At 41.5% G+C, this 13,753-nt stretch carries 12 protein-coding genes and 2 rRNA genes; 9 read left to right on the top strand and 5 right to left on the bottom strand.

Going from position 1 to position 13,753, the window contains the following annotated elements:
• Positions 1 to 22 precede the first annotated feature (22 nt).
• The 4 genes from ssuD (at position 23) to J582_RS17415 (ending at position 3,688) form a co-directional block, all read left to right on the top strand.
• Positions 23 to 1,198: an FMNH2-dependent alkanesulfonate monooxygenase gene (gene ssuD / locus J582_RS17430; RefSeq protein ID WP_000689549.1), complete on the top strand. Its 1,176-nt coding sequence runs from the start codon at positions 23 to 25 to the stop codon at positions 1,196 to 1,198.
• The gene (ssuC, locus tag J582_RS17425; protein WP_004884029.1) at positions 1,195 to 1,992 is read left to right on the top strand and encodes an aliphatic sulfonate ABC transporter permease SsuC; all 798 of its coding nucleotides are present in this window, start codon (positions 1,195 to 1,197) and stop codon (positions 1,990 to 1,992) included. The genes ssuD and ssuC overlap by 4 nt, the downstream gene beginning before the upstream one ends.
• Positions 1,993 to 2,005: 13 nt before the next feature.
• On the top strand, positions 2,006 to 2,806 hold the full coding sequence (locus J582_RS17420) for an ABC transporter ATP-binding protein (protein WP_004884031.1): 801 nt from the start codon (positions 2,006 to 2,008) through the stop codon (positions 2,804 to 2,806).
• Between the two features lie 261 nt (positions 2,807 to 3,067).
• Positions 3,068 to 3,688, top strand: coding sequence for a TetR/AcrR family transcriptional regulator (locus J582_RS17415; RefSeq protein ID WP_002050490.1), 621 nt, complete (start codon positions 3,068 to 3,070; stop codon positions 3,686 to 3,688).
• 33 nt (positions 3,689 to 3,721) lie between these two features.
• Here the strand turns inward: J582_RS17415 and J582_RS17410 are convergent, their stop codons facing one another.
• Positions 3,722 to 4,288 (bottom strand): 5'-methylthioadenosine/S-adenosylhomocysteine nucleosidase, encoded by a 567-nt coding sequence (locus tag J582_RS17410; RefSeq protein ID WP_004884033.1) that lies wholly within the window; start codon positions 4,286 to 4,288, stop codon positions 3,722 to 3,724.
• An 81-nt stretch (positions 4,289 to 4,369) separates the two neighbouring features.
• Positions 4,370 to 5,503, bottom strand: coding sequence for a TDT family transporter (locus tag J582_RS17405; protein ID WP_032048299.1), 1,134 nt, complete (start codon positions 5,501 to 5,503; stop codon positions 4,370 to 4,372).
• A gap of 208 nt (positions 5,504 to 5,711) precedes the next feature.
• Between J582_RS17405 and ribF the strand changes: the two genes are divergently transcribed.
• The 5 genes from ribF to J582_RS17380 all read left to right on the top strand — a co-directional run bounded on the left by ribF (position 5,712) and on the right by J582_RS17380 (position 11,292).
• Complete coding sequence (gene ribF, locus J582_RS17400; RefSeq protein ID WP_032048297.1) at positions 5,712 to 6,713, top strand: bifunctional riboflavin kinase/FAD synthetase; 1,002 nt, start codon at positions 5,712 to 5,714, stop codon at positions 6,711 to 6,713.
• Between the two features lie 61 nt (positions 6,714 to 6,774).
• Positions 6,775 to 9,612, top strand: a complete 2,838-nt coding sequence (gene ileS, locus J582_RS17395) for an isoleucine--tRNA ligase (protein ID WP_032048296.1) — start codon at positions 6,775 to 6,777, stop codon at positions 9,610 to 9,612.
• The gene (gene lspA, locus J582_RS17390; RefSeq protein WP_001133879.1) at positions 9,605 to 10,135 is read left to right on the top strand and encodes a signal peptidase II; all 531 of its coding nucleotides are present in this window, start codon (positions 9,605 to 9,607) and stop codon (positions 10,133 to 10,135) included. Before ileS ends, lspA begins: the two co-directional genes overlap by 8 nt.
• A gap of 1 nt (position 10,136) precedes the next feature.
• Positions 10,137 to 10,619, top strand: coding sequence for an FKBP-type peptidyl-prolyl cis-trans isomerase (locus J582_RS17385; protein WP_004884037.1), 483 nt, complete (start codon positions 10,137 to 10,139; stop codon positions 10,617 to 10,619).
• 130 nt (positions 10,620 to 10,749) lie between these two features.
• Positions 10,750 to 11,292: an NADPH-dependent FMN reductase gene (locus J582_RS17380; protein ID WP_004884038.1), complete on the top strand. Its 543-nt coding sequence runs from the start codon at positions 10,750 to 10,752 to the stop codon at positions 11,290 to 11,292.
• Positions 11,293 to 11,337: 45 nt separating this feature from the next.
• On the opposite strand, the gene J582_RS17375 is transcribed toward J582_RS17380, so the two are convergent.
• From J582_RS17375 to J582_RS0104930, 3 genes are all read right to left on the bottom strand, one after another.
• Positions 11,338 to 11,688, bottom strand: coding sequence for an ankyrin repeat domain-containing protein (locus J582_RS17375; protein ID WP_025469575.1), 351 nt, complete (start codon positions 11,686 to 11,688; stop codon positions 11,338 to 11,340).
• A 123-nt stretch (positions 11,689 to 11,811) separates the two neighbouring features.
• Positions 11,812 to 11,926 (bottom strand): 5S ribosomal RNA (rrf, locus tag J582_RS17370).
• Positions 11,927 to 12,105: 179 nt separating this feature from the next.
• A 23S ribosomal RNA gene (locus J582_RS0104930) occupies positions 12,106 to 13,753 on the bottom strand; the annotation flags it as partial.

Raw genomic sequence — 13,753 nt, 5'->3', positions numbered from 1 at the left:
AATAGACATATAGGTAATGCACATGAAAATTTTCTGGTTTATTCCTACCCACGGTGATAGTCGCTATTTAGGTACAAGTAAAGGCGCTCGTCAGGTTGACCATGCCTATATGAAGCAAATTGCTGTGGCAGTAGATAATTTGGGTTATGAAGGTGTACTTATTCCAACGGGCCGTTCATGTGAAGACCCATGGATTACGGCGGCGAGCCTAATTGATGCAACTCAGCACCTTAAATTTTTAGTTGCGTTACGTCCGGGTGTAACAACACCAGCTTTAGCTGCGCGTATGGCTGCAACTTTTGACCGCTTGTCCAATGGTCGTGTGTTACTCAACTTGGTAACAGGTGGCGATGAAGCAGAACTACGCGGTGACGGTTTATATGAAGATCACTCAACGCGTTATCAAACTGCCAATGAATACGTAAAAATCTGGCGCGAAATTTTGACGCGTTCACATACAGGTGAAGCTTTTACATTCCACGGCGAACGCTTACAAGTCGATGATGCAAAACTACTTTATCCACCTGTTCAAAAACCTTACCCACCTCTTTGGTTTGGCGGTTCTTCAGACGTCGCGGTCGACCTTGCGGCTGAGCAAGTGGACACTTACCTCACTTGGGGTGAACCGCCAGCGGCCGTGAAAGAAAAGATCGAACATGTTCGTGCAAAAGCGGAGGCTAAAGGCCGTAAATTAACTTATGGCATTCGCTTACATGTCATTGTTCGTGAAACCAACGAACAAGCATGGGCAGCTGCTAACGAACTTATTCAGTATCTAGACGATGCAACTATTGCTGCAGCACAGAAAAAATTTGCACAAATGGACTCTGTAGGCCAACAACGTATGGCCGCGTTACATGGCGGCAACCGAGACAAGCTAGAAGTCTCTCCGAACCTTTGGGCAGGTATTGGTTTAGTTCGTGGTGGTGCAGGTACGGCACTTGTAGGTGACCCAGAAACAGTTGCTGCTCGTATTCAAGAGTATGCAGACCTTGGTATTGATACCTTCATTTTCTCAGGCTATCCACACCTTGAAGAATCAATCCGTTTTGCAGAGTTAGTATTCCCGTTATTACCAATTGAAACTCGCGCTAAACTTGCTCAGCCAAATTTAACCGGTCCATTCGGTGAAATTATTGCCAACAACTACGTTCCAGACGAGAAGAAACAAAATAGTTCCGTCAAGGAGCCTGCATGAGTAAAGCTGAAAGTGTGGTTTCACGTGGAACAAAACAAATCGGGCAGCGTTTGCTGCCTTGGATTTTCCCTATTCTTCTATTGGTTGTTTGGCAAATTGCCTCAACTTCGGGTCTTTTAGAAAGCCGTATTTTGCCCGCCCCGACTGCTGTCGTTTCGGCATTTTGGCATCTTTTGGTGAGTGGGGAACTATGGCATCACGTTAAAGTAAGTGCTGGTCGTGCACTGCTTGGCCTTCTAATCGGCGGCGGTTTAGGTTTGCTATTAGGTCTGCTCAATGGATCTTCACGTTTCGCTTCTACCCTGCTCGATACGACCTTGCAAATGATTCGTAATATTCCGGCTCTTGCACTTATTCCATTGGTGATTTTGTGGTTCGGTATTGATGAAACAGCAAAATTATTCTTGGTGGCAGTTGGTGTTTTCTTCCCTATTTATATCAACACCTATCACGGTATTCGTTCAGTCGACCCCCAATTGATTGAGATGGGTAAAAGCTATGGCCTTTCCCGTTTGCAGCTTTACAGAGAAATTATTCTACCGGGTGCGATGCCTTCTATTTTAGTTGGTTTACGTTTTGCATTAGGTTTGGTTTGGGTGTTACTCATTGTAGCTGAGACTATTTCAGCACAAGCAGGTATCGGTTACATGACCATGAATGCGCGTGAGTTTTTGCAAACAGATGTGGTACTCGTCGGTATTCTTCTTTATGCCCTATTAGGTAAGTTAGCCGATGTTTTAGCACAACTTTTGGAACGTTATTTACTACGCTGGCATGCCGGTTATCAAAAATAAAGGAGCTTAAAATATGACAAATCTGAATTTAAATATTAATCAGAATGACGTAGAGCTCATTCCAGAAAATCATCCAGAGTCACAAGAACCCGTAGTAGGTGCAGAGATTCTGATTGAACAGCTTTATAAGTTTTATAGTGAGGTTAAAGTTCTTGAAGATCTTAACCTACATATTCAACCGGGCGAATTTTTAGCTATTGTTGGTCGTAGTGGCTGCGGTAAAAGTACCTTACTACGCTTAATTGCCCAACTTGAAAAAGCAAGTTTTGGTGAGATCAAGTTTAAATCTGCCCGACATTTACGCGAAGGAATTACTAACGATGATATTCGGGTTATGTTCCAAGACCCACGCCTACTTCCTTGGCGAAATATTCTTCAAAATGTTCAACTTGGGCTACCAAAATCGCAACATGCTTTAGCAGAAGAATTATTAGAGAAAGTAGGTTTAAAAGAAAAAGCGGGACAATGGCCTTCACAGCTCTCTGGTGGACAACGACAACGTACCGCCCTAGCTCGTGCGTTATCTCATACTCCCCGTATTTTACTGCTAGATGAACCTTTGGGTGCATTAGATGCGCTCACCCGCCTTGAGATGCAAAGCTTGATTGAACGTTTATGGAAAGAGCAAGGTTTTACTGCCATTTTGGTCACACACGATGTAAGTGAAGCAGTGCAACTGGCCGACCGTATTATCCTATTAGATAAGGGCCAAATTGCCCAAAGTTTTCAAGTGAATTTGCCACGTCCGCGTAAAAAGAGCATCACTTTTGCCCAGCTTGAACAACAAGTACTCGACGCAGTCTTAGCAACTTAAGGTTGAGATGAGTAATGAGAACCATTTCAACAACAAAATGCCCACTTAATGAGCAATAAAACTGATGATTTATTGCTCTTTTTTGGGGCGAATATAAAAAAATATTTTTAAGAATAACAATAAACTAGTGAATCTCTCTATTTTTTGCACAATAGTATATCTATTGCTCAAATAACTATCCGTTTTTTCACTAAAAAAGTGAGACACCTGTGCACAAATCAAACGATTTACCTTACAATGGGAGCACTATCTTTTTAATTTATGCAGCAAATGGAACAAAAGAAGAGTACTCAAAAGCGCAATCAGCTTCTTGCTGCCGCCCTTGATGTGTTTTCACTATATGGGTTCAGTGGTGCAAGTCTGGATGAAATTGCCCAACTCGCTGACATGCATAAGTCGAATATTTTCTATTACTATGAAAATAAAGAGTCTTTATATGTGGAAGTGCTGACCACAGTTTTACAAAAATGGCTTGCTCCCTTACAAACTTTAGAAGCTGAGTTAGAACCAGCCGAAGCTTTGTCTCACTACTTAATACAAAAAATCGAACTTTCTCGTAGCCAACCAAAAGCTTCGCGATTATTTGCTTTGGAAATTATCCAAGGGGCACCGCACATTTTGCCTATACTGAAAGGGCCTTTGAAAAAGCTATTTAAGCGCAAAGCTAAGGTTATTCAGACATGGCAAGAAGAAGGAAAAATTTCACCGGATATCGACCCGGAGCTTTTAATTCTCAATATTTGGGGGCTTACACAAAATTATGCCGATTTTGCGACTCAAATGGAAATGGTAACCGGGAAAACGCTTCGTAACCGCAGTATGTTCCAACGCTCGATTGAGCATACAGTACATATGATGCTCTACGGCGTATTACCTCGCTAAAATAAAAAAGATCGGCAAATTTGCCGATCTTTTTTAAAAATGATTTTGATAAAGAGCCAAGAGCTTTTGCGCACCCAATAATAAATTTTCTTCCCAATCTAAATGAGCGGTATCGTCTGCGCCATCAGTAATATATTTCACCGAAATTAGGCGTACACCTAGCTTGTGGCAAACTTTGGCTAAAGCATACCCTTCCATATCCACCACATCACACGCGACTTTTGGCTGGCCAGTTTCAAATGAATCCCCTGTCCCGCAAATTCCTTTTGGCAAATCAGCAAAATGTGGTTGAAGATGAATCTCTGCCGGTAAATGATCATCTAACGGCGTTACACCTACTTCAAACCCTAATGGTGAAACATCCATATCACGTTGTACAAAGGTTTTTACTTCAACTAAATCATGTCGATTAAAAGACGAACTTCCAGCTGTACCTAAGTTAATTAGAGTTTTACAGCCTGTTTTTTGAATAACTTCAAATGCTTTAAAGGCAGCGTTGATTTTACCGATACCACTGTAATGGACTTCAATACCTGCTTGCTCAAATAAACCTTTAGATTCATTAGGAAGTGCCATAATTAAAGCGATATCTTTGTTCATTCAAAAAGGCTCAATTCAAGATTAATAAATTAGAAAATAAGTATAAATCAGGTGCAAAAGCTTTTTTGCACCTTTTCACCATTACTGCATTCTTTCTTGTAAAGCTACCAAACATGGAGAAAAGAACAGCTTGCCACTATATGCGCCAGCTAGGGTTTTCTTCATTACTACGCTCCACATTACAAGTAATAAAATACTGAATGCCACAGCAACGTATTGTAGAAATATAACTTCAATCTGAAGACTTAGATTAAATAAAGCCAAAATAAACACACCAAATGGGAAAGTTAAACCCCACCAACCCAAGTTAAACGGAATACCTGTTTTTGCATGACGAAGTGTTGTTAAAATCGCAAGACCTAGCCACCATAACCCGAACCCTAAAAGTACCAGACTACCCACAACGCCTAATGCTTGAAATACATGGGCAAACTCAGAAAAGTCAACATTTACCAATACTCTTTTTGCCTGTTCACCTAGCAACAATAGACCTAAAGCACCTGTGCCAATTGGGCCTAAAGATAACCAGCTAGAAATTGCGACTTCTTTTTCTGGTAACTGATGCAAAGCCATACGCAACATTAAAATCGTTAAAATGGCAAATGCAGGTAATACAGAAATTCCCCAGAGTACATATCCCGCTAACAATAAATGAAAGCTGTGAAAATCTGTTGGTAAATGTGCAACCAACATGCCCGCAGAGCTTGCAGCGACTTCACAAGCAACAACAGGTAACAACCAAATTGCAGTCATGGTATGTAGCTGATGATTCTGACGGCTAAACATGCAAAATGGTACGATCCACGCAATTGCTAACGCTAAAAAGACATCGATGTACCATAAAGCTTGGGCAATATGGATTGCTACTTCACCATAAAGCCCGATTCCGAAGCTTAAAAAGCCATTTAGTATGGTTGCAAGTCCCATCGGTATAGCGCCTAAAAACAAGCTCATATTTGGATGATTAAATACTTGCTTCGCTTCATGAGGGAAAAGAAACCATCGCAATAAATAAAGACCTGAAAAAACACTAAATAGAACAATATTAAATTGCCATAACAGTGTCGCCAGCATAAATAAAAATGATTTGGCAAATGGAAGCTGAATTAAAATCATACTCACCACACCAGTACCCATAGTTGCTGTAAACCAATTTGGGGTAAAATGCCGTATAACATCTTTACTTTGATTTAATTGGTAAAAGGGTCTTTTCATCTTAAGTCTCTAATCAAAGAGTGGATGAAACTATAGTAGGATAAATTAATAATAAGAAAAACTGATTTATTTTTATTTAATTCATCAATTTTTTAGATATAAAAGATATTCATATTGAAAAATACCTGAGTAAAAACACAACAACAAGACGAATCTGTGAGATTATGGCAATATATAGCCCTTGCAAAAATAGCCATATTTTAAGTTCATGAAACTGCTACGTCTTAATGCGTTATCGCCCAATTTCCAGTTGCCGCAAACAGCGGTAACTATTGGTAATTTTGATGGTGTCCATTTAGGTCACCAAGCGATGATTGCTCAACTGAAAAAAATTGCTGCAGCACAAGGCTTAAAAACATTGGTCATGATTTTTGAGCCCCAACCGCTTGAGTTCTTTAAAGGCTACGATGCCCCGCCTCGTATTAATTCCTTACGGGAAAAAGTTGAATATCTAGCTGAACTTGGGGTGGATTACATTGCGGTTGCCAAGTTTGACCAGCATTTCCGTAGCATGAGTGCTTCTGAGTTTGCAGATTTATTAAAAGACAAATTAAATGCTCAAGCTTTGGTTTTAGGAGATGACTTTCATTTCGGCAAAGACCGTCAAGGTAACAGCGAATTTTTAAAGAATTACGGATTTCAAGTCACAAATTTACATACGATTGAACTCGAAGGTGAACGCGTCAGTTCAACTCGTATTCGCCAAGTGCTTCAAGTGGGCAATCTCGCTTTAGCAGCTAAATTATTAGGCCGTCCGTACAGTATTACCGGACGTGTTCAATATGGCGACCAAATTGGACGAACTTTAGATTTTCCAACGATTAATGTTCGTCTAAACCGCCATAAGCCTTGTTTAAATGGTATTTATGGCGTTGAAGTCATTTGCGAAACAACTTCGCTAACTCAAAAAGTGCTTCAGGATGATCCTGAAAAACCGGGAATTGCCGGATATCATGAAAACAGCCTCTATGGTGCAGGTCATGTCGGTACTCGTCCGGCCATCCAGCAAGAGCATCCAGAGTGGAGATTAGAAGTACATTTCCCTGATGTTTCTGCTAATCTGTATGGCTTATTTATGCGGGTGACTTTTCTTCACTATCTTCATGGTGAATTGAACTACCCTTCGCTTGAGGCACTTAAGGCAGGAATTGATAATGACGTGCAGCAATTACGACAATATCGTAACGACACGACACAATTTCCTTTTTAATTCGAATTTTGATTGTAAAACATGTCGGCTCCCAAGCTGATTAAACTGGAAGACAACTTGCATGAGCGATAAGCAAACTACTGAAAATGCAGTGGACTACAAAGCCACGCTAAACCTGCCGGATACTCAATTTGCAATGAAAGCAAATTTGGCAGTACGTGAAGTGAAATGGTTAGAAGAGTGGTATACCGACAACATTTATCAGCAGATTCGTGCATCGCGTATTGGCAAGAAAAAATATATTTTGCATGATGGCCCTCCATATGCGAACGGTACAATTCACTTGGGTCATGCGGTTAACAAAGTACTCAAAGACGTCATCGTAAAAAGCCGTACTTTGGCAGGTTTCGATGCGCCATATGTACCAGGTTGGGACTGTCACGGTTTGCCAATCGAACTAAAAGTTGAAGAAAAAGTAGGTAAAGTGGGCGAAAAAGTTGATGCAGCCACTTTCCGTAAACACTGCCGTGAATATGCGCTAAAGCAAATTGATTTACAGCGTACTGACTTTAAACGTCTTGGTATTTTAGGTGACTGGGATAATCCTTACCTCACCATGAACTACAAACAAGAAGCCGATATCGTTCGTGCTTTAGGTTTAATCCAAAAAAATGGTCATATCCAGCCGGGCTTAAAGCCAGTGAACTGGTGTATGGACTGTGGTTCAGCACTTGCTGAAGCTGAAGTTGAATACGAAGATAAAAAGTCTGACGCAATTGACGTTGGTTTTGGCGTTGTAGATTTAAAAGACTTAAGCGCTCGTGTAAATGTAGATGTTCAAGATCCAACTGATATCGTGATCTGGACCACTACTCCTTGGACATTACCAGCGAACCAAGCAGTTGCATTGCATGCCGAAATTGAATATCAATTGGTACAAGTGACTACTGAACGCGGTAAGCAAAACTTTGTTCTTGCTAAAGACTTAGTTGCTTCTGCAATTGAGCGTTACAAGCTTGAAAACCCAGTTGTTTTAGCTGACTTCACTGGTTCAGTTCTTGAAAACCTTACTTTACAACATCCTTTACTTACCGATCGTCAAGTTCCGGTTATTTTAGGTGAACACGTTATCGCAACAAGCGGTACAGGTGCGGTACACACTGCGCCTGGCCACGGTGCAGACGACTATAAAGTAGGTCTTCAATACAACCTGAAAGTTGAAAATCCAGTGGGTGGTAACGGAGTTTACTTACCAACTGCACCAATCTTTGCTGGTGAGCACATCTATAAAGCCAATCCAAAGATTATCGAAGCTTTAGGTGCTGTAGGTCGCTTATGGGCTCATCAACCAATTAAACACAGCTACCCACACTGCTGGCGCCATAAAACTCCGATTATTTTCCGTGCTACACCACAATGGTTTATCAGCATGGATCAAAAAGGTTTACGTGATGGTGCGCTTAACGCGATTGAAAACGATATCGAGTTTGTACCGAACTGGGGTAAAAACCGTATTGAATCAATGATCGAAGGCCGTCCGGACTGGTGTATCTCACGTCAACGTACTTGGGGTGTGCCAATTCCTTTCTTCGTTCATAAAGATACGAATGAATTGCACCCTCGTACGCCTGAACTCATTGAAGAAGTTGCAAAACTTATCGAACAAGAAGGTATCGATGCATGGTTTAACCGTGATGCAAAAGACTTCATTGGTGAAGATGCTGAACAGTACAATGCTATTCGTGATACGCTTGATGTATGGTTTGACTCTGGAACAACACATTACGCTGTACTTGAGCAACGTGAAGAATTAGAAAGCCCTGCTGACTTATATTTAGAAGGTTCAGACCAACACCGTGGCTGGTTCCAATCTTCTTTATTAACCTCTATGGCAATTCATAACCGTGCGCCATATAAAGCCTTGTTAACTCATGGTTTTACAGTGGATGAAAATGGCCGTAAATTGTCGAAATCTTTAGGCAACTATATTCCGCTTGAAGAAATTATCAAACAACTGGGTGCCGATGGCTTACGTTTATATGTAGCATCTAGCGACTATCGCTATGAAATTGCAGCATCAAAAGAAATCTTTAGCCGTGTAAGTGATAGCTACCGTCGTATTCGTAATACGCTCCGCTTCTTGCTTGCAAACTTAAATGGTTTCAAACCAAGTACAGATGCTCTGGCAGTAGATGACCTTATTGCTCTTGATCAATACATCTTACAACGTGCGAATGAAGTACAACAAACTATTATCGCGGCCTATGAAGAAATGAACTTCCATGTCGTGTGTAGCGCATTAACAAGCTTCTGTATTAATGACTTAGGTGGTTTCTACCTAGACATTATCAAAGACCGTCAATACACCACTAAGGCTGACTCACAAGCACGTCGTTCTGCACAAACAGCGCTTTACCATATCGTACAAGCATTTGTGCGCTGGATGAGCCCTATCTTAAGCTTCACTGCTCAAGAAGCTTGGCCACTTATTCCAGAACAAACTGAAAAGTATGTATTTACAGCTGAATGGTATGATCTACCTGTTTCATCAAAAGCAAACTTGCTTTCTGAAGAAGATTGGCAAACATTGATTAGCGTAAAATCTGCAGTAAATAAACAGATTGAAGCAGCTCGTAACGCTAAACTTGTCGGTAGTAATCTTTCAGCCAAAGTTGAACTTTGGGCAAATGAATCATTACAAACAGTTTTAAACCAACTGGCTGATGAACTCCGTTTTGTTCTTATTACTTCGCAAGTAGTAGTACATCCATTTGCTGAACAAGGTGAAGCAACTGAAATGGAAGGCTTACGTGTACAAGTATCTGCAGCTGAAGGTGAAAAATGTGCACGTTGCTGGCATGTCCTTCCTGATGTGAATACACACGCCGATCATCCTGGTTTATGTGGTCGTTGTATTGTGAACGTCACTGGTCGTGGCGAAGTGAGAAAATATGCCTAATTCACAAGCTAAAAAAGGCTTATTCCAGTTTTATCCGCACAACCTCATTTGGCTTGGACTTTCTGTCCTTGCCATTGTGTTGGATCAATGGACAAAATGGATTGCAAGTACACATCTGAACTACGCAGATCCTGTACCTGTACTTCCATTTTTAAACTGGACACTATTACATAACTATGGTGCAGCTTTTAGCTTTTTATCTGATGCTGGAGGATGGCAACGCTATTTCTTCACATCTTTGGCAGGCTTAGTTTCAATACTTTTTGTATTTTGGTTGCTACGTATGCCTAAAAAAATGGTGGTGCTACCTGTAGCTATCGCTTTAATTTTAGGTGGAGCATTAGGTAATTTAATTGACCGTATTACTTTAGGGTATGTGGTCGATTTCATTCATGTTTATTACCAAAATCATCACTTTCCAGCTTTTAATATAGCGGACAGTGCCATTACTCTAGGTACCATTTTGCTACTCATCGATACATTCTTCCTTGAGAAGCAAAGACCTAAAAATTCGGATGCATAATATGACCGAAATTATTCAACCTAATGAAGAAATTCGTATTACTGACGGTTCTAAAGTTGACCTACACTTTTCTGTTGCTCTTGAAAATGGCGTAGAAATTGACAATACACGGAGCCGTGAAGAACCTGTTAGCTTGACTATTGGCGACGGTAACTTGTTACCAGGTTTTGAGAAAGCCTTATTCGGCTTACGTGCAGGTGATCGACGTACTGTACATCTTCCACCAGAAGATGCTTTTGGTCCTTGGAACCCTGAAAATATACAAACTTTTGATACAGTTAAATTTGAACAACGACCTATTCCTGGTCACATGATCGAGTTTGAAGATAAAGCAAAAGCAACTTTATTTGGTGTCGTGAAGTCAGTGAATGATGATATTACTGAAATTGATTTCAACCACCCTTTAGCTGGCAAAAATATTACTTTTGAAGTAGAGATATTCAAAGTAACTCCAGCTGGCCAGCAAGGCATTAAGTTGATGTAAAAAAAGCCCTCGATTGAGGGCTTTTTTATTATTTAACTTTTATGGGTCATAAGAATCCTTACAAATTCTATATTCTCACGTTCTAGGTAATGAATTAAGTTATAAAGATAAAAATCCGTAGGAAAAATATATGCTGGTCTATATCATCGTAGGAAGTGTTCGTGAAGGACGCACAGCTATTAAAATTGCCAATTGGTTAGAAACAGCAATTCCATCATTTAATCTAGAAGATTTCCAGACAGAAGTAATTGATTTAAAAGAGTGGAATTTACCGTTATTTTCAGGCTCTCACCCACCTGCAACAGGTATTTATGATCAACCTAAACAACAAGAATGGGCAGATAAAATTGCCAAAGCTGATGCATTTATCTTTATTAGCCCAGAGTACAACCATGGTTACAGTCCAGCTTTAAAAAATGCACTCGACTATGTTGGTAAAGAATGGAGTGGCAAACCAGCCGCATTTATTGGCTATGGCTCAACAAATGGCTCTCGTTCTATTAGCCAAATACGCCAAGTCACTTCAAGTTTAAGTATTGTTGACCCAAATGCTGTAATAGAAATACGAGATATCTTTAAACGCAATAAAGATGAAAAGTTCGAAGCCAATGAATTTGAAGTAAAAGGGCTTCAATCAATTGTCGAGAAACTACAGAAATATCATTTGTCTTAAATTGAACAAAAAGCCTCTTTTTCAAATAAAAGGGGCTTTTTAATTTTATAAACTTTTTAAATAATTCACTATGTCAGTATTACCCGCCATTTCTGCAAGCTGTAGTGCTGTATATTCGCTTTTATAAGTGACATGCGCCCCTTTTTCAACTAAGAGCTTCACTATCTCTAAATGATCATTCTCAGCCGCTGCTTGTAGAGCAGTATACCCTTCATCATCAGTCTGATTAGGGTCTTCTCCATCTATTAATAATTGTTTTACTTGTTCTAGATCACCTAAAGATGCCCAATAGATCAACTCTGGAAGAGAAAGTTCTTCATCGTCTTCAGATATGGGAGAGAAAGAATTAATTTTCACGGGGACACCAAAAATAAAAAACTTCCTCATTATATCCATAGAACCGAGTAAGCATCCAAAAATGATTTGTAGCTCTATATTTAAATATTTCTTTTCTGATTGATTTACCGCCCATAAAGCAACACCCCGACCTCTTTTGAGATTGGGGTGTTTAGAATAATGAGCTGGCGATGACTTACTCTCACATGGGTAACCCCACACTACCATCAGCGCTAAGAGGTTTCACTTCTGAGTTCGGGAAGGGATCAGGTGGTTCACTCTTGCTATGGTCGCCAGCACAACTGTTTATGGATACTTGCTTTGGTCTTATTGACTGCCGAAGCGTTTTCCAAATCTTTACAGATTGGGCTGATTGAATCTGACTGTGTTCATTTTATCTAGTGGAATAACTAAATCAAGTTGCTTTGTAGATTTATGAATCGATTGATGCTTTATATACAACTGCTTGGGTGTTGTATAGTCAAGCCTCACGAGCAATTAGTATTGGTCAGCTTCACATATCACTATGCTTCCACATCCAACCTATCAACGTCCTAGTCTCGAACGGCTCTTTAGAGGAATAAATTCCTAGGGAAATCTTATCTTGAGGTAGGCTTCCCGCTTAGATGCTTTCAGCGGTTATCCCTTCCGAACATAGCTACCCGGCGATGCGACTGGCGTCACAACCGGTACACCAGAGGTTCGTCCACTCTGGTCCTCTCGTACTAGGAGCAGATCCTCTCAAATTTCCAGCGCCCACGGTAGATAGGGACCGAACTGTCTCACGACGTTCTAAACCCAGCTCGCGTACCTCTTTAAATGGCGAACAGCCATACCCTTGGGACCTGCTTCAGCCCCAGGATGAGATGAGCCGACATCGAGGTGCCAAACACCGCCGTCGATATGAACTCTTGGGCGGTATCAGCCTGTTATCCCCAGAGTACCTTTTATCCGTTGAGCGATGGCCCTTCCATACAGAACCACCGGATCACTAAGACCTACTTTCGTACCTGCTCGACTTGTGGGTCTCGCAGTTAAGCGCGCTTTTGCCTTTATACTCTACGCGTGATTTCCGACCACGCTGAGCGCACCTTCGTACTCCTCCGTTACTCTTTAGGAGGAGACCGCCCCAGTCAAACTACCCACCAGACACGGTCCTCGTCCCGGATAACGGGACAGAGTTAGAACCTCAACATTACCAGGGTGGTATTTCAAGGACGGCTCCATTGGAACTAGCGTTCCAACTTCAAAGCCTCCCACCTATCCTACACAAGTAAGGTCAAAGTTCAGTGTCAAGCTGCAGTAAAGGTTCACGGGGTCTTTCCGTCTAGCCGCGGGTACACTGCATCTTCACAGCGATTTCGATTTCACTGAGCCTCTGCTGGAGACAGCGCCGCCATCATTATGCCATTCGTGCAGGTCGGAACTTACCCGACAAGGAATTTCGCTACCTTAGGACCGTTATAGTTACGGCCGCCGTTTACTGGGGCTTCGATCAAGAGCTTCGCTTACGCTAACCCCATCAATTAACCTTCCAGCACCGGGCAGGCATCACACCCTATACGTCCACTTTCGTGTTTGCAGAGTGCTATGTTTTTAATAAACAGTTGCAGCGGCCTGGTTTCTGCGGCTGTCATCAGCTCAGGAAGCAAGTTCCATCACCAACAACAGCGTACCTTCTCCCGAAGTTACGGTACCATTTTGCCTAGTTCCTTCAGCAGAGTTCTCTCAAGCGCCTTGGTCTACTCGACCTGACCACCTGTGTCGGTTTCGGGTACGATTCCTGTGTAACTGAAGCTTAGAGACTTTTCCTGGAAGCATGGTATCAGCCACTTCGCTGTACAAGTACAGCTTGCTATCGGATCTCAGTATAGAGTACCCCGGATTTGCCTAAGATACATACCTACATCCTTCCACCTGGACAACCAACGCCAGGCTGACTTAACCTTCTCCGTCCTCTCATCGCATTACACAGAAGTATTGGAATATTAACCAATTTCCCATCGACTACGCCTTTCGGCCTCGCCTTAGGGGTCGACTCACCCAGCCCCGATTAACGTTGGACTGGAACCCTTGGTCTTTCGGCGAACGGGTTTTTCACCCGTTTTGTCGTTACTCACGTCAG

Origin of the sequence: Acinetobacter sp. 1566109 (assembly GCF_000582255.1) — a bacterium.
GTDB lineage: Bacteria > Pseudomonadota > Gammaproteobacteria > Pseudomonadales > Moraxellaceae > Acinetobacter > Acinetobacter nosocomialis.
This window is presented reverse-complemented; position numbering and strand designations above follow the sequence as displayed.